This is a genomic window from Paenarthrobacter sp. CCNWLY172 (assembly GCF_037402035.1).
Taxonomy (GTDB): Bacteria; Actinomycetota; Actinomycetes; order Actinomycetales; family Micrococcaceae; genus Arthrobacter.
This window is the reverse complement of record NZ_JBBEGB010000008.1, coordinates 199,856-215,131: the sequence shown is the minus strand read 5'-3', so window position 1 is coordinate 215,131 and position 15,276 is coordinate 199,856. Positions and strand designations below refer to the sequence as shown.

The following is a 15,276-nucleotide window of genomic DNA, read 5'->3' as shown; positions in this document are numbered from 1 at the left end:
TCGCAGACGCGTCACAATGTGCCTGACATCACCCAGCCCAACCATTCGCCCGCTGCGGCATCCTGCGCCCAGATTCAGCTTTCCCGGGCTTTCCGGGTAGCCGCGTCATTGGCTTTCTGCAGTGCCTGGACCAGCTCATCCTTGTTCATGGTTGAACGGCCCTTGATGTCCAGCTCGCGGGCCCGCCGGTAGAGGTGCTCCTTGGAAGCGTTGGCGTCCACTCCGCCGGCAGTGGGCTTATCCGAGCTGGCCCCTCCAGCCGCGTGGTCATCGGAAGGTCCATTTTCCTCTTTGGGTTCCCAATGGTCGCCCACCTTCTCGTAGCTGTGCTTCAGCGACGCGAAAGCCGTGCGGGCGGCCCTGCCCTCATCGCCGTCATAGGAATCCATCGCCGAGTCGTAGGTCTTGGCGAACGTGTCCTGGGCCTTCTGATCCGAGCGCTGGAGCGTCGATGGCAACTCGTTTTTCCGTGCATGATCATTCTTGCCGGTCTTGGGCATGGCACTCACTCTCCTGATCCAGGGAACAACTACAGCATGCGACAGCAGACGCATGGATGCTCGTTCAGCCTACTAAAGGACCGGAATTGATGGGGGCGTAGGGTGGAGGAGGACGAAAGGAGCACTTCATGAAGAAAATCCTCATGGTACTAACCAGCGTTTCCGAGCTCGGCGACACGGGAGAGAAGACCGGCTACAACGTGGCAGAGGCCGCACATCCCTGGAAGGTCTTCAAAGACTCAGGCCACTTCGTCGATTTTGCTTCCATCAAAGGAGGCCAACCTCCGCGCGACGAAGTGGACACGGACGATCCCATCCAGGTTGCCTTTACCCAGGATGAGACAACACGCGCCGGCCTGTACAACACCGCACGCGTCGACGTCGTAGACCCCGCACAGTACGATGCCATCTACCTCGTGGGCGGCCATGGGACCATGTGGGACTTCCCGGACAGCGAAGGCCTGCAGAATCTGGTGGCCAGCGTCTACAACGCGGGCGGTCTGGTCGGTGCCGTCTGCCATGGGCCGGCCGGCCTGTTGAACGTAGAACTGGACAACGGGTTCAGGCTGGTTGAAGGCCGCGACGTAGCCGCGTTCACCAATGACGAAGAAGTGGCTGCGGGGAAAGACAAGGTCATCCCGTTCTTCCTGGCGGACCGGCTCGAGGAACAGGGGGCCCGCCACGTCTCCGCAGGGGTCTTCGAGGAGAAGGTAGCGGTGGACGGCCGCTTGGTTACGGGCCAGAACCCCGCCTCGGCCGCTGGCGTGGCCAAGGAAATGGAAAAGCTCTTCGCCGAAGTCATCCACCAGGAAAAGGCAGAAGAGCAACACGAGGCAGAAGCAGTGCGTGCGGAGAAGGACGCAGAGAAAAGCGCCCGGAAGGCTGATGCCGACGCCGACCACTGATTACAAGTAGTCGCGCCCCCGTTCGCGGGCGATTTCCACCAGCGTGGAGTGGAATGCCACTTCGGCGGGGGCGTAGACCTTGTCCTGGCGCTGGGCCAGAAGTACCCGCCGTAAGGGGGCGTCCGGGCCCAAACTGAGGACGCGGACATCGGGATGTTGGAGTGCAACAGCCGTCTTAGGCACCATTGCCACGCCCATGCCCACGCTGACCATGGCCTGCGCCTCCTGGTAGTCGTTGGCCAGGAACCCGATGTTTGGTTCAAAACCAGCATCGTGGGCAGATCGCTGCAACACTTCCACTACCGGATGAGCTTCAGCGCGCACTATCCATGACTCCTTCCGGAGTTCACGCATACTTACTTCCTCACGGTCAGCCAAGGGGTGCCCCTTGGCCACGAGAATCACCGTGCTCTCCTGGAAGACCTCAGTGATGCGGATGGACTCATCACTGAAACGGTTCCAAGGGTAATCCCACAGCAGACACAGTCCCGTTACCCCGGATTCAAGGTCCGAGACCAATTCGTCGAAGCGGGCACTGCGCACAGAAAGTCCAATGGCGGGGTAACGCTTCTTGAATGCCCGGATGACAAGCGGGAGAAACGATCCCGCCAACGTGGGAAAAGTACCAACCGTCAGTGACCCGCGGCGCAGCCCCGCGATCTGGTCCAGGTCCGCGCGGGCCGCCCGCATCTGCCCAACAATTTTCCGGGCGTGCCCTGCCAGTATCTGGCCGGCCTCGGTGGGGACTACGCCGCGCGAACGGCGGTTGAGGAGAGGCTGTCCGACTTCCTGCTCGAGCTTGCGCAACTGCTGCGAAACGGCCGATGGCGTATACAGCATGGTGTCGGCCGCAGCGGTGATCGATCCCTGCTCGACCACTTCCACCAGCAGCGCAAGCCGCCGGACATCGAATAGTTCGGCGTTTTCATCCTTAAGCATGCGTTCATGCTCCTGTCCAAGTGGTTCATTCACTGTATTTACGGGAGACCGACTTGCCACAGAGCCAGCTTTTCCAGACATTGGCGTATCCGAATCCAGTCACTGTGAGCTGACACCCTTGTGAATTAAGCATCCCTTCAGCCCCCATCATATATCCAACATTGTCTTCATTTGTGATCCCGATCATCCTCGTACAAGAAGAACATCACCGAGATGCAGGGAACACCATGAAGATAGAAGCGGAATGGATGCGCGGGGGCACCAGCAAGTGCTGGGTCTTTGAAACTGCTCATCTGGAAGAAGCCGGCACCGACGTCAACGAGCTGCTTCCCAGGCTCTTCGGAAGCCCGGACTCCCGCCAGATCGATGGGGTCGGCGGGGCCACCTCCACCACCAGCAAGGCGATGATCCTCAGTCGGCCCGACGACGATGAAGTCGATGTCGAATTCACCTTCGCCCAGGTAGGCATCGAAGAGGCAGCCGTGGACTGGGGAAGCAACTGCGGGAATTGCTCCGCGGTTGTGGGGCTTTACGCCATTGAAAAAGGCTGGGTTTCGCCCGACGGCGATTCCACCCGCATCGTCACCCGCAACACCAATACGGGCCAGATCATCATCCAACGGGTTTCGACCCCCGAGGGCGCACTGCCGATCATTCCGGATGCAGACATGCCCGGCGTCGTTTTTCCTGGCTACAGGGTGGGTCTTGGCTTCCGTGATCCGGCAGGAAAAACCACCGGCAAGCTCCTTCCTACCGGCGCGCCGACGGACGTCATTGTCGCAAACGGCACCCGGTGGACGGTATCAATGGTCGACGCCGGTGCGCCGGTGGTCATGGTGCGTGCCGAGGAGTTGGGACTGGACACTGCCCGTTATGAAACCTGGAGTGCCGGCGTCGAACTGCAGCTGGATACTTTGGACATGATCCGACGCCTCGCAGCTGTCCGGATGGGCCTGGCGGCCAGTCCTTCGCAAGCCGCGCGGGCCGTCCCCAAGCTTGCGATCGTGGGCGCACCCACCGGGGAGGACCTGGAAGGCGACGTCAACGTCATGATGCTCTCCATGGGCAAACCGCATCCGGCGTTGGCCATCACGGGAAGCATCGCTTTGACACTGGCCGCCCGCACCCCGGGAACAGTGCTGAACCACATTACCGGTATCCCTTCCCGCCCCACGCTAAAACTCCGCACGCCGGCCGGCGTGATTGAAACCTGGACCGAACACCGGGACGGTTCCCTCCTGGTGGGCGTCGACCGGACCGCCCGCACCATCGCCACCAGCATCATTCACGTCCCGGAGGCTCTCGGCAGTGCCGTCGAAGCCCCGCTGGCATCAGCCACTCAATGAGGAGACACCACCATGGCTAAAGTTACTTACCAACCAGCTCCCGAATCGGAGAGCGAAACCCGGGATCAGAATTCCGGCAGTCCCAACCGCCACCGCCGTATCCTGCTGGTAACGGTTGCCGCTTCCGTGATCCTGGGCCTGGTTGCCATCCTGTTCGGGGGCGCCATCTTCAACCCGGCGGCCACCCCGGAATCGGAGCCGACCATGACTGCCATCCAGATCATCCCGCTGGTCATCCTCGTGGTGATGTTCGTCGTCGCCACGAAATGGCCGCTGAACATCGGGGTTATGGGACTGGTAGCATCCTTCGGCGTTGGCTACTTCATGCTGGGCATGACGGACAAGGAAATCCTGGCGGACTTCCCTGCCAACATCGTCATCACCATCATCGGTGTCACGTACTTCTTCAGCATGGCCCAACGGAATGGGACCATCGACATCATCGTCCAGACGTGTGTCCGGCTGGTTCGCGGCAAGACCATGCTCCTGCCTTGGGTGTTCTTTCTCCTGGCAGCATCGCTGACAGCCCTTGGCACCTTCTCCCCTGCCGCCGTCGCCCTTCTTGCCCCTGCCGCCATAGGGCTGGCCTATGAATCACGCATCCACCCCGTCCTCATGGGTGCCTTCATCATCAACGGAGCACATGCGGGTGGATTCTCACCGCTGTCAGTGGCGGGTGTTCTGGTCCACGACATCGCAGTGAAGAACGGCTTCCCCATCTCGCAGGGCTCACTCTTCGCCGCAAGCTTTGCGCTGAACCTCATCCTGTCAGTTTTGACAGTGGTGCTGTTTGCCCTCCTGGGCAAGATCCGCGACGGCGCCACAGGCCAGCTCGCTGACCTGGACACCACGCATACCGCCCGGCCACACGGCCAGCAGATCCTCACGCTGGCACTGATCGTCGCAATGCTTGTCTGCGCCTTGGGCTTCCACATGCCTATCGGCTTCGTGGCACTCTCCGCAGGACTGCTCTTGGCGCTGGTCAACATCAAGGAACACCAGACGTTCATCGGCGGAGTCTCCTGGTCCACCGTGCTCCTGGTCGCCGGCATGATCACTTACGTATCCCTGCTGCAGCACGTAGGCGTCATCGATACGCTCGCCGAGCAGGCACTGGCACTCGGAGCCCCGCTCCTCATTGCACTGGTTCTTTGCTACGTCATCGGCGTCGGCTCGGCCTTTGCATCCTCCACCGCCCTGCTCACGGCTTTCATCCCCTTGGCGGGACCGTTGCTTGCAACCAGTTCACTGAGCGCCTCGGGCACCGTGGCAGCACTGGCTATCGCCGCGACCGTCGTCGATGTATCCCCGTTCTCCACCGACGGCGCACTGGTTGTCGCCAATGCCCGCGAAGACGATCGCCAGCGTGTCTACAAGCAACTGATGGTGTACGCCGGCGGTGTGGTCCTCGTAGCACCCGCACTGGCCTGGGCACTGCTGGTTCCCACCGGGATCATGTAAGTCCTGGACCCCACTGACCGCCGAAGTACAGGTTCGGCAAGCGTAGGGGATCGTACCTGCATACCGTCGCAACAGGAAGCCCGAACCTCGGGCGCAGGGACCGGCACCATACGCACCAAAGGCAGGGCCACCACTGAGGTGTCCCTGCCTTTGGTTTCAGGCACTGACGCGCTTCAGCTGTGGGTAGATGGCTTCCACAGGGGCACTAAGTCCGGCCTTAAGGTTCACGGATGTCTCATCCGCGAGGACTTCATACTCGCCGGCCTGGACGGCGTCGAAGATGGTTGCCACCAAGTCCGCGGGGGCGGTTTTCGGCTCGGCGGAGTGCGCGGCCATGGGGGTGTCAACGTAGCCAACATGGACCCCCACGACATGCACGTTCCCGGCGGCGAGTTCAAGGCGCAGGGAGTTCGTGGCTGACCACAGGGCCGCCTTCGTGGCACTGTAGATCCCTGCCACCGCATACCAGCTCAGGGCGGAATGAATGTCAATGAGCACCGACTCCTCCTTGGCGGACAAGACCGGAGCGAAGGCCCTGGCCAGGAACAACGGCCCAAGGAAATTGGTCTCCACGTTGTGCCGGATCTCCTCATCCGTGTGGCTGAGGATGCCAGGCGTCGGTGTGCTGGCACCGGCATTGTTGATGAGGACTGTTGTGTCCTGCGCAGCCTCGACGGCCGCCCGAACGGATGCCGGATCCGTGACATCCAAGGTGAGCGGGACGATGCGATCATCGCCCCACGTGCGCGGATTCCGCGCCGTGGCATAAACCTTGCTCGCACCGCGGGCCAAAGCCTCGTGGACAAAGTGGGTGCCAATGCCACCGTTGGCCCCAGTGACGAGGACAACTGCATCAGTCAAGACGGACGTGTTCAGTGAAGGCATGATGGGGACTTCTTCCTGGTGGGCTGGGCTGTGGGGGAATACTGATCCCTGATGGGAAAACCACTTATTGACTTCACTCATAACTGAGTGCTCTCAGTAGTTATTCCCCCACGCCCTCCAGTGCTACGGCGTGACCTTGAGTTCCCTGATGGTCATATCCCGGAACGTCGCTGTTCCTTCATGGGCGTAAAGACGGATGCCGTCGTCGCCTTCAAGGGGGAACACCCGGTGCGAGTGCACCACGCGCCCATCTCCAACGAGTATTTCCACACTGGTTCGATCCACCAGGATCCGCAGCGTGAGGCGGCCTGTGGCAGGGTCCACCGGCGTTTGCGTTTCGCCGGCTGTCGGGTTGATCGTGGGGCGGCGATTGACGTACGTGAACGGGCCACCCAGGAAGACCCCCGCGGCCACGTGCCTGCCGCCACCGGGTGCTCGGCAGACCTCCAACCCGAGATTGGCGGGCGGCGCAGCCGGATCCCACACCAGTTCGCACGTGAGGTCGTAAGCGGTCGAGCGAATCTCCAGGTCATGTGTACCCGCAACCGCCACGTCACCCACGCGATGTGTTCGCGTTACGTGGTCACCCAGCGCAGAGGTGGGGGCGGAGGCGAGATAATAGGCGCCATTGCCACGCTTGAGCCGGATATCCCGGACGATCATGTCATCGCCGTTGTAGCCCTCAGTGGCAAGGGTTGGCGTGTTGTGGGGGTAGTCCCAGAAATTTGCCCAACCAATCGCCCGTCGGAGGGTTGGGTCCTCCACCCCCGACGCGTCGTGATGCGGATATGTTACTGCGCCATAAAAGTCGAAGCCGTAATCGAGCCATTCCGGCTCAGGATGGTCTGGAGCAAAGGAGCTGCCGTCAAAAGCTCCAGTCCAGTAGGCATAGGTTGCCGGCAGTCCGCGGCCCTTGCCGTTTGCACTGGTGCCCAGCACCCAGTGCCGGGTGCCGTCGTCGGCGGTCATCCTAAAGAGGTCGGGGCACTCCAGCAGCCCCAAATCGCTGCGCAGAAACTCGCCAACCCGCGTCCAGGAGCGCAGATCCGGGGACGTGTAGAAACCCAGCTTTTGCCCCTCCGCGTTGGCCATGAACCACCGGTTGCGGTCCTCGTCCCAGATCACCTTGGGATCGCGGAAATCGTGAACCCCCGGGTTGGGCAAAACCGGAGCCTGGCCACCTGATATGAAGGACCGGCCCCTGTCTGTGGAGTACCAGAGGTACTGTGCCTGCCGGCCCTCCGGCGCCTGGGTGACGAGTGCCACCACCGTACCCGCCCCGTAACCCGCAGTATTCCGCTCATCAACCACCAGGCATCCGGACCAACAGTCGCCGTTGGAATTGCTGAACTTCGGCACCGCGACCCCGCGGTCCCTGAACGCGACGTGATCAGTGGTGGTGGCACGGCGCCATGACGTGCCGCCACCGCCGTTGATGTAGTCAGCGTTATACAAGTAGTAGTAGTGGTACTCCCCATCGAGGTAGATGGGTCGCTGGGGATCGTTCTTCCAGTTGTCAGGCACGCTGAAGTGATAGACCGGGCGCATCCGCGATGATCCTTTCGAGGCTGGGCCACCCGCCGCCATGGCGGGCTCTGCAGGGCTGGACAGCGCCAGGGACCCGCCCAGCGCAACCGCGCCGGCGCCCGTCAGTAATCCACGGCGGGTAATCGGTGATGAGATTTCCATGGGTTCACAGTCCTTTCGGGATGAGGTTGCGGGCGCTGTCAAAGATCCCGGCCATCGTCCAGGCATCGAAGGAGAGGAGCCGCGCCGACCCTTCAGTGGCTGCCAGCGTCACGCGCTCGCCGCCCAGGGTCGGGTAGACGCGGGCCGTGAGCGGCTTGCCGTTGGCGAAAATTTCGACGGCGGACCGGTCCACCAACACGCGCAGGCGCACCCGGCCGTCCGTCATCGGCAGGGGCCCGGATTTGTCTTCCGCATCGATGGTGGGGTCGAGGCTGCTGCGCGTACGGTCCAGGCGAAGGGTGCCGCCGGGGGTCCCATCAGCGGCCCGGTCCAGCACGATCACTGTCTCCTCGGCCCCGTCCGACGACGCCAGCACTCCGAGCCGGACCTCTGCCCCGGGTGCAAGTTGCACATCCAGTTCAAGGTCCAGCTGGTTACCGGACACGCCGGTCTCCACGGACGTACCCGCCCCCACCATCACGTGGCCGGGGACGCTGAAGAGGCTTCTGCGCAGCTTCTCTACTTCGGGAACCGGTGCGAACTCCAGGGTTCCGTCGTGCGCCAACGTGGCGACGCGCGGCAAGCTCATGACGCCCGACCAGCCCGCTTCCACCATGGCGGCATCGCTTCGCCCTTCCTGCATCCAGCCGAACATGACACGCCGGCCGGACTCATCCTGGAACGATTGCGGTGCATAGAAGAACCGCCCTCCGAAGTCCAATCGGTGCAGCGTATCCGGCTCGAACGTATCGCCGCCGTAGCGGCCGGTCCAATACAGCGGGTGGCGGGTTTCGCCGTCGTCCCACGCGGAGAAGACCAGCACATCCGGCGAGCCGTCAGCGGGCGCAGACCCCAACGATCCCTGCCCTGCCCGGAAGAGGTCAACGCATTCCCACATCGTCCCGGTCCAGTCAGTGTCGGCGGGGTCGCCCTGCGAGGCATCCCCGATCATCAGCGGGCCCAGGTAGTCCCAAGACCGCAGGTCCGAAGACTCATAAAGGAACGCCGTGCCGCCGAGGTGTCGAATTCCTGAACCCACCAGCTGGCGCCATGTGCTTCCCTCGCGCCATACGCAATGATCGCGGTAGGCCGTGATGTCAACGCCGGCAGGTGGGGCACCGATAACAGGGTTCCCGGGGTCCTTGGTCCAGCTCAGCAGGTCAGGGGTTCCTACAGCGACGCACGGCAACTCCTTGCCCTCTGCGCGGCCCGAATACACCAAGGTGGGCGTGCCGCCGTCGTTAACCAACACCCCGGACCAGCAGCCCTCGGCGTCAGGTCCCTCGGAGGGTTCCAAAGCAACAGGCTGGTCAATCCACGTGACCAGGTCGGTGCTGGTGGCGTGGCCCCACTGGATGCGGTGGTGGAAAGCGCCCTCGGGGTTGTACTGATAGAAGAGGTGGTAGGTGCCGTCCCAGTGACTGACACCGTTGGGGTCGTTGAGCCAACCGGCCGGTGAGACAAAGTGGAAGCGCGGCCTCAGGGGATCGGCTTCGGCGCGGGCCACCAGCTCATCCTGCGGAACGGTGGCGAGCGGATGGGTCAGTTCAGTCATGCGGAAGCCTCTTCTTGAGCGATCGACGCCGGGTGGCCGGGGTGGAGTGGTTCACTCGCCAGGGCATGGCCGCCGGCAGCGGCCCATGGGCGGTACAGGTGGCAGCGGACCCAGTGACGGTTTTCGGGGTCCCCCACCTGATGACGGACGGGTGCTTTGTCCGAGCACGCCTGGTCCGGGTCGCCGCCGAAAGCGCAGTGTGTGGAAGCCATGACCGCCTGCCGCAATTCGGCTCTACGGACGGGATCGTACGAGCCTGCCCGGGCGGGATCCGGGACAGCCGACACCAGGAGTTGCGTGTACGGATGCGCGGGGTTGGCCAACAGGTCCAGGGACTCCCCTTCCTCCACCAGTTCACCGGCGAACATGACCGCGGTCCGGTCCGCCAGGTACCGGGCGGAGGCGAGGTCGTGGGTGATGTAGAGCATGGAGATGCCTTGCTGGTCACGGAGCTTGCGCATGAGGTTCAGAACGCCGATCCGTACGGAAACGTCCAGCATGGAGGTAGGCTCATCGGCCAGGATGACCTGCGGTTCAACGGCGAGCGCCCTGGCTATCGCAACGCGTTGGCGCTGACCGCCGGAGAGCTCGTGCGGATACGAGTTCAGCATGTCGGCCTCCAGGCCAACAGTGGTCATGAGCTCCTCAAGCCGCCGCTGGGTCTCCTCCTGGGAACCACCATTCTTCCCGTGGATCGCCAGGGAGCGCCGCAGGAAATGCTCGATCCTGTGCGCCGGGTTCAGGGAGCCAAAAGGATCCTGGAACACCATCTGCAGCTGGGACCGAAACGCCCGCGACGCCTGGAAACGATCCCGCTTCAGGACATCGACGCCGTCAATGAGAATCTCCCCGGAGCTCGGCTTTTCCAGACGGGCGACACAGCGGGCCAGGGTGCTCTTCCCGGAACCGGACTCCCCCACGAGGGCCACGATTTCGCCTTGGTGGATGGTCAGATCAACCCCATGCAGAGCGCGGACGGACCCGCGGGAGAACAGGCCGCCCATCGGGAAGGTCTTTCCCAAGCCTCGAATCTCAAGGGCGGGGGTGCCGGTAGTGGACACGGCCGATGGGCTCATCAGGGAGTGGCTCATCGTGCGGCTCCTTCCAGGTTTGCTGAATCAACCACCGGGGCGTCGCCACCGAACGGAGCCACAAAATGGCCGGGTGTCACCTCGGCGAGGTCCGGGATGTTCCGGAACTTCACGCCGTCGGGCAATCCCGTCAGCGGAACGCGTGGACCGGTGAGCGGCGGGAATGCGCCCATCAGCGCCTGGGTGTACGGATGGCGGGGGGTGGCGTAGACGTCCTGGGCTTTGGCGGTTTCCACGATCCGGCCTCCGTACATCACGGCCATCCGGTGCGAGAGTTCCACCATCAGGGACATGTCGTGCGTGATGAAAAGGACGGAGAAGCCGAGTTCGCGCTGAAGCTCCTTGATCTGGGCCATGATTTCCTGCTGCACCACCACGTCCAGCGCGGTGGTGGGTTCGTCGAGGATCAACAGTGATGGCTTGAGCGCAACGGCCATGGCAATAACGGCACGCTGACGCATACCGCCGGAGAGCTGGTGCGGATAGGACTTCAGCCGTGCGGGATCGATCCTTACAAGTTCCAGCAACTCACCGGCACGCCTCATCGACTCTTTACGGGAGTAACCGGCGTGGGTGGTGAAGATGTCCACGATCTGTTCTCCGATGGTCAGCACCGGGTTGAGCGAGTTCATGGCTGACTGGAACACCATTGCAACGTCCTGCCACCGAAAACGCCGCAGCTCTTCCGGGCTCATGGCCAGGACGTCCTTGCCGCCAAAGGAGATGCTTCCGCCTGCGATCTTTGCGGGATCCTTCAGGAGCCTCATGATGGAGTTGGCAATGGTGGACTTCCCACAGCCGGACTCCCCCGCAAGGCCGAATACCTCACCGGTGCCGATGCTGAAGGAAACGCGGTCGACGGCGGTGGTGGAGCGGGTGTCACCGATGTACTTGACGGTGAGGTCCTTGACGTCAAGGACCGGTTGGCGGGAGCCGAAAGAAACTTGGGAGATGGTCATTTGGCGGTGCTCCTTTCGGTGTTCGTGGGTGTTGTTTTAGGCGTTTTGATCTTCCGAAGCCGCGGATTGGTGACCTCGTCCACGGCGTAGTTGATGAGGGCGAGGGCGAAAGCCACCAGCGCGATGCACACGCCGGAGGGGACAAAGACCCACCAGCTTCCGGTGAGCAGTGCACCTTCGTTGCCGGCCCAGAAGAGGTTGTTGCCCCAGGAGACAGTGCTGACATCGCCCAGGCCCAGGAACTCCAGGCCTGCTTGGGCGCCGATTCCGTAGATGACGCAAGCCAGGAGCGTACCCATGACGATCGAGGCCATGTTGGGCAGGATCTCGCGGAACATGATCCGGCCGGCCCGTTCGCCGGACACCACGGCTGCAGCCACAAAATCCTTGGAACGGATGGACAACGCCTGCGATCTCAACACGCGGGCGGAACCGGCCCATCCGGTCACCACGAGTACCAGGATTACGGTCCCCAGTCCCGGCGGAAGGAACGCGGCCAGGATGACCAACAGCGGCAGGCCGGGCAGCAGCAGGAAAACATTGGTGACCAGGGACAGTGCTTCGTCAATGAATTTGCCGAAGTACGCCGAGGCAAGGCCCACCAGGATACCGATGAAAGTGGATGCCACGCCCACTGTCAGGCCCACGAACAGTGAGCTCCGCGAACCATGGACGGTCAGCGCGAGGACATCCTGTCCCTTGGCCGTAGTTCCCAGCCAGTGCTCGGCTGAAGGTTCCAGTGAAGCCATGGCCGTGATCCGCGACGGATCGCCGGGAAACAGGATCGGTGCCAGTAAGGCCAAGGCGATGAAGATGATCATCACGGCCATGCCCGTCAGGGCTTTCTTGTTGGTGAGCAGGCCGTGGACGAAGCTGCGGTTCGGCTTGCGGACCGGCGTTGGAGTTGGCTGCTTCAGAAGTGCGGTTGTCATGATCGGTCCCTCTAGTTGCTGCGCACGCGCGGGTCGATGCGGACGTAGAGGATGTCCACCAGGAAGTTGGCAAGCAGAACAGCGGCAGTGATGGTCAGGAACAGGCCCTGCATGAGCGGATAGTCGAGGCCTTGGACAGCGTTGAGGAGCTGGTAGCCGACGCCGGGATAGGCGAACACCACCTCTGTGAGCAGGGCGCCGCCCACCACGAATCCCAGTCCCATGCCGAAGCTCGTGACGGAGGGAAGCATGGCATTGCGTGCTGCGTAGCGGAGCATGATGCGGCCCGGACGGAGTCCCTTGGCTTCGGCCATGGTGATGTAGTCCTCGGAATTGGTGGCAATCATGGTGTTCCGCATGCCGAGCATCCAGCCGCCGATGGACACCAACACAATGGTCAGCGCCGGCAGCACAAGGTGCGCACCGACGTCGCCGATGAATTCCCAAGTAAACGCCGGCTCCAAACCGTCCGTGAACGCGTGGCGGATCGGGAACCAACCCAGCACCACGCCAAACAGGTAGAGAGCGCCCATGGCGAGCCAGAAGTACGGGAAGGAGCCGATGAACACCAGCACCGGCGGAAGTGCGGAGTCGATCGCTCCGCCGCGCCGCCAGGCGGCCAGGATGCCCAGCAGGTTTCCTACGACGGCGGCAATGACCAGTGCGGTACCGCCCAGCAAGAGTGTCCAACCGATCTGGGACGAAATGACCTCGGTCACCGGGGTGGGGAAACGGGAGATGGAAACACCCATCTGCCCGGTGAAGATGTTGTGCAGGTAATCGATGTATTGAGCCCAGAGGGGCCGGTCGTCAACACCCAGCAGCTTGCGCAGGGCCTCGATCTGTTCAGGCTGCATCCGGTCTTGGGAACGGGCGAACATGCGGGAGACGGGGTCCCCGGGCATGAACCGCGGAAGCAGGAAATTCAGGGTGATGGACGCCCAGAAGGCGATCAGGTAGAAACCCAGGCGGCGCAGGATGAAGCGCACGGTTTCCCTCCATTCGGGAAGTGCGGAAAGTATGGGAGGCACGCCCGGCGGAGTCGGCCGGGTCAGCGGCGTAGAACCGCCGGGCGTGCGCGGTGAGGCCCGACTGGGCCTCAAGCGGTGGGTGGGCCCACGCCGCCCGGGTTCCCTGGCCGAAGCGCAGCGAGGTTAGGGCGGCGGTGGGTGGGCCCACGCCGCCCGGGTTCCCTGGCCGAAGCGCAGCGAGGTGAGGGCGGCGGTGGGTGGGCCCACGCCGCCCGGGTTCCCTGGCCGAAGCGCAGCGAGGTTAGGGCGGCGGTGGGGACTACTTGCGCGGTTCCAGCGTGGTCAGGACCAGCACTGTGGTAGGCGACCGGACCGAGAGAGTGGCGTATGGGTTGGCCTCGGTGGGCCAGCCGGTGAAGCGCGTGTCGTTGAAGGCACCCCATTCAGGGCCGGAGAACAGCGGCACCAGCGGCGCGACGTCGTTGTACTGTTCCTGCAGTTTGTTGGCGATGTCCTTCTGCTTGGACAGATCGGCCTCCGCTGCGAAGTCGGCGAGCAAGGCATCCGCCGTGGTGTCGCCGAACCGGTGGTAGTTGTCGAACGTCTTGGTGCCCACGGGCTTCACGGTGCTTGTGCCCATGGAAGTGTTGAAGTACTTGTACGGGCTGGGGTCGTTGGCGCTCCAGACAATGCCGGAGTCGAAGTCGCCGGTCTCGTAGCCGGCAACCACAGCGGCCCAGTCCGGGGACTCCACCTTGGTGGTGACGCCGACTTCTGCAAGGTTCTGCGAGATGACGTTGGCCACGGACAGCCAGTCGGACGAAGTAGCACCCACGGAGATCTTGAATTCGAAAGGCTTGCCGTCCTTCAGCGTGCGCTTTCCGTCAGCTCCCTTCGGGTAGCCGGCTTTGTCCAGCAGCTCGTTGGCCTTCTGGACATCGTGGTTGGTCCACGTGCAGTTGTCCTTGACCTGGGTATTCTTCCAGGTCTCGTAGTTGCCGGACAGCCCGGTGCAGTCGGCCGGCTTGGCGTAGCCGCTCATGCCGATTTTAGTGACTTGCCCGCGGTCAACTGCCATGCTCAGTGCTTTGCGGACATCAACATCGTTGAATGGCGCTTTGGTGGTGTTGAGCTGCCAGTTGATCATGGCACCCGTAGCCGGGAACCAGTACTGACGGTGTTCCTTGTCCTTGGAGACGAAGGTCTTTTCGATGTTGGGGATGTACTGGGGAGCCCAGTCCACGTCGCCGTTCGCTGCGGCGAGGTTGGCGCCGTCGTTTCCTGCGAAGGCGAGCATCTTGATACCGGCGATCTTCTGCTTTTCCGGCTGCCAGTAGTTGGGGTTCTTTTTCAGCACGAAGGACTGTGCCTGGAAACTGTCAACCTCGGTGTATGGTCCGGTGCCCACGGGCTTGGCGTTGGCATCCTTTTCCGGGTCCGGCACAGCGGACCAGATGTGCTTGGGCAGGATGGTGATGTGGCCGACGTCGTAAAGGGCCGGGGACCACGGCTTGTTGAAGGTGAAAGTGACCTTGTTGCCCTCGGCGGTGACGGTGTCCAAGTACTCGAAGCCGCCCTTGATCTTCTTCTGAAGTTCGAACGTATAGGCAACGTCGTCTGCAACGAAAGGCTGCCCGTCGGACCATTTCACACCATCACGGAGGGTGAACGTGACGGACTTGCCATCCTCGGCGGCCTTCCACTCGGTGGCGAGCCACGGCACCGTGTCACCCTTGGCGGGGTTGAAGATGAGGAGGGATTCGTAGATGGATTGCTGAACCATGGGGTTCACCGTGGGGGCGAACGGATTGAAGTTCTGCACGAACGTGCCCATGTCTTCACGCGGGATGGTGAGGAACGCGCCGGCGTTCGCGCCGGCGTCGGACGTGTTGGTCTTGGCAACGTTCGCGGTGCAACCGGTGAGAAGCATAGCGCCTATTGCAAGGCTCGCCGCCGTCATCCGGGCAGCCCTGAATCGGGGTTGTGTCATGATGGTTATCTCTTTCCTATCTTCATCGTCCAAGGTGAAGGGGTGGGTAAGGG

General features: G+C 62.6%; 13 protein-coding genes. 3 read left to right on the top strand and 10 right to left on the bottom strand.

Annotated elements, in window-relative coordinates:
• Positions 1-74: 74 nt before the first annotated feature.
• Complete coding sequence (locus tag WBN73_RS14555) at positions 75-500, bottom strand: ChaB family protein (RefSeq protein WP_207597345.1); 426 nt, start codon at positions 498-500, stop codon at positions 75-77.
• Positions 501-628: 128 nt separating this feature from the next.
• Between WBN73_RS14555 and WBN73_RS14550 the strand changes: the two genes are divergently transcribed.
• Positions 629-1,405: a type 1 glutamine amidotransferase domain-containing protein gene (locus WBN73_RS14550; RefSeq protein WP_207597344.1), complete on the top strand. Its 777-nt coding sequence runs from the start codon at positions 629-631 to the stop codon at positions 1,403-1,405.
• Here WBN73_RS14550 and WBN73_RS14545 read toward each other — a convergent pair whose 3' ends face one another.
• Positions 1,406-2,344, bottom strand: a complete 939-nt coding sequence (locus WBN73_RS14545) for a LysR family transcriptional regulator (protein WP_337340541.1) — start codon at positions 2,342-2,344, stop codon at positions 1,406-1,408.
• A 227-nt stretch (positions 2,345-2,571) separates the two neighbouring features.
• Between WBN73_RS14545 and WBN73_RS14540 the strand changes: the two genes are divergently transcribed.
• Positions 2,572-3,690 carry a PrpF domain-containing protein gene (locus tag WBN73_RS14540; protein ID WP_280627863.1) on the top strand — a complete coding sequence of 373 codons (1,119 nt, stop codon included), beginning with the start codon at positions 2,572-2,574 and terminating at the stop codon, positions 3,688-3,690.
• A 12-nt stretch (positions 3,691-3,702) separates the two neighbouring features.
• The gene (locus tag WBN73_RS14535; RefSeq protein WP_337340542.1) at positions 3,703-5,151 is read left to right on the top strand and encodes an SLC13 family permease; all 1,449 of its coding nucleotides are present in this window, start codon (positions 3,703-3,705) and stop codon (positions 5,149-5,151) included.
• 156 nt (positions 5,152-5,307) lie between these two features.
• On the opposite strand, the gene WBN73_RS14530 is transcribed toward WBN73_RS14535, so the two are convergent.
• From WBN73_RS14530 to WBN73_RS14495, 8 genes are all read right to left on the bottom strand, one after another.
• Positions 5,308-6,036 carry an SDR family oxidoreductase gene (locus WBN73_RS14530; RefSeq protein ID WP_337340543.1) on the bottom strand — a complete coding sequence of 243 codons (729 nt, stop codon included), beginning with the start codon at positions 6,034-6,036 and terminating at the stop codon, positions 5,308-5,310.
• 123 nt (positions 6,037-6,159) lie between these two features.
• Positions 6,160-7,584, bottom strand: coding sequence for a glycoside hydrolase family 32 protein (locus WBN73_RS14525; protein ID WP_337340651.1), 1,425 nt, complete (start codon positions 7,582-7,584; stop codon positions 6,160-6,162).
• 145 nt (positions 7,585-7,729) lie between these two features.
• Positions 7,730-9,280, bottom strand: coding sequence for a glycoside hydrolase family 32 protein (locus tag WBN73_RS14520; RefSeq protein WP_337340544.1), 1,551 nt, complete (start codon positions 9,278-9,280; stop codon positions 7,730-7,732).
• Complete coding sequence (locus tag WBN73_RS14515) at positions 9,277-10,371, bottom strand: ABC transporter ATP-binding protein (protein ID WP_337340545.1); 1,095 nt, start codon at positions 10,369-10,371, stop codon at positions 9,277-9,279. Before WBN73_RS14515 ends, WBN73_RS14520 begins: the two co-directional genes overlap by 4 nt.
• Positions 10,368-11,330 (bottom strand): ABC transporter ATP-binding protein, encoded by a 963-nt coding sequence (locus WBN73_RS14510; protein WP_207597337.1) that lies wholly within the window; start codon positions 11,328-11,330, stop codon positions 10,368-10,370. The genes WBN73_RS14515 and WBN73_RS14510 overlap by 4 nt, the downstream gene beginning before the upstream one ends.
• Entirely contained in the window at positions 11,327-12,262 is a 936-nt protein-coding gene (locus WBN73_RS14505; RefSeq protein WP_337340546.1) for an ABC transporter permease, read from the bottom strand. The genes WBN73_RS14510 and WBN73_RS14505 overlap by 4 nt, the downstream gene beginning before the upstream one ends.
• An 11-nt stretch (positions 12,263-12,273) precedes the next feature.
• Entirely contained in the window at positions 12,274-13,251 is a 978-nt protein-coding gene (locus WBN73_RS14500) for an ABC transporter permease (protein WP_337340547.1), read from the bottom strand.
• A 301-nt stretch (positions 13,252-13,552) separates the two neighbouring features.
• A complete protein-coding gene (locus WBN73_RS14495; RefSeq protein ID WP_280627859.1) occupies positions 13,553-15,223 on the bottom strand; it encodes an ABC transporter substrate-binding protein in 1,671 nt (556 codons plus the stop codon).
• Positions 15,224-15,276 lie beyond the last annotated feature (53 nt).

Coding starts and splice junctions, on each gene's coding strand:
- WBN73_RS14555 (WP_207597345.1), bottom strand. CDS start 500: ATGCCCAAGACCGGCAAGAATGATCATGCACGGAAAAACGAGTTGCCA.
- WBN73_RS14550 (WP_207597344.1), top strand. CDS start 629: ATGAAGAAAATCCTCATGGTACTAACCAGCGTTTCCGAGCTCGGCGAC.
- WBN73_RS14545 (WP_337340541.1), bottom strand. CDS start 2,344: ATGCTTAAGGATGAAAACGCCGAACTATTCGATGTCCGGCGGCTTGCG.
- WBN73_RS14540 (WP_280627863.1), top strand. CDS start 2,572: ATGAAGATAGAAGCGGAATGGATGCGCGGGGGCACCAGCAAGTGCTGG.
- WBN73_RS14535 (WP_337340542.1), top strand. CDS start 3,703: ATGGCTAAAGTTACTTACCAACCAGCTCCCGAATCGGAGAGCGAAACC.
- WBN73_RS14530 (WP_337340543.1), bottom strand. CDS start 6,036: ATGCCTTCACTGAACACGTCCGTCTTGACTGATGCAGTTGTCCTCGTC.
- WBN73_RS14525 (WP_337340651.1), bottom strand. CDS start 7,584: ATGCGCCCGGTCTATCACTTCAGCGTGCCTGACAACTGGAAGAACGAT.
- WBN73_RS14520 (WP_337340544.1), bottom strand. CDS start 9,280: ATGACTGAACTGACCCATCCGCTCGCCACCGTTCCGCAGGATGAGCTG.
- WBN73_RS14515 (WP_337340545.1), bottom strand. CDS start 10,371: ATGAGCCACTCCCTGATGAGCCCATCGGCCGTGTCCACTACCGGCACC.
- WBN73_RS14510 (WP_207597337.1), bottom strand. CDS start 11,330: ATGACCATCTCCCAAGTTTCTTTCGGCTCCCGCCAACCGGTCCTTGAC.
- WBN73_RS14505 (WP_337340546.1), bottom strand. CDS start 12,262: ATGACAACCGCACTTCTGAAGCAGCCAACTCCAACGCCGGTCCGCAAG.
- WBN73_RS14495 (WP_280627859.1), bottom strand. CDS start 15,223: ATGACACAACCCCGATTCAGGGCTGCCCGGATGACGGCGGCGAGCCTT.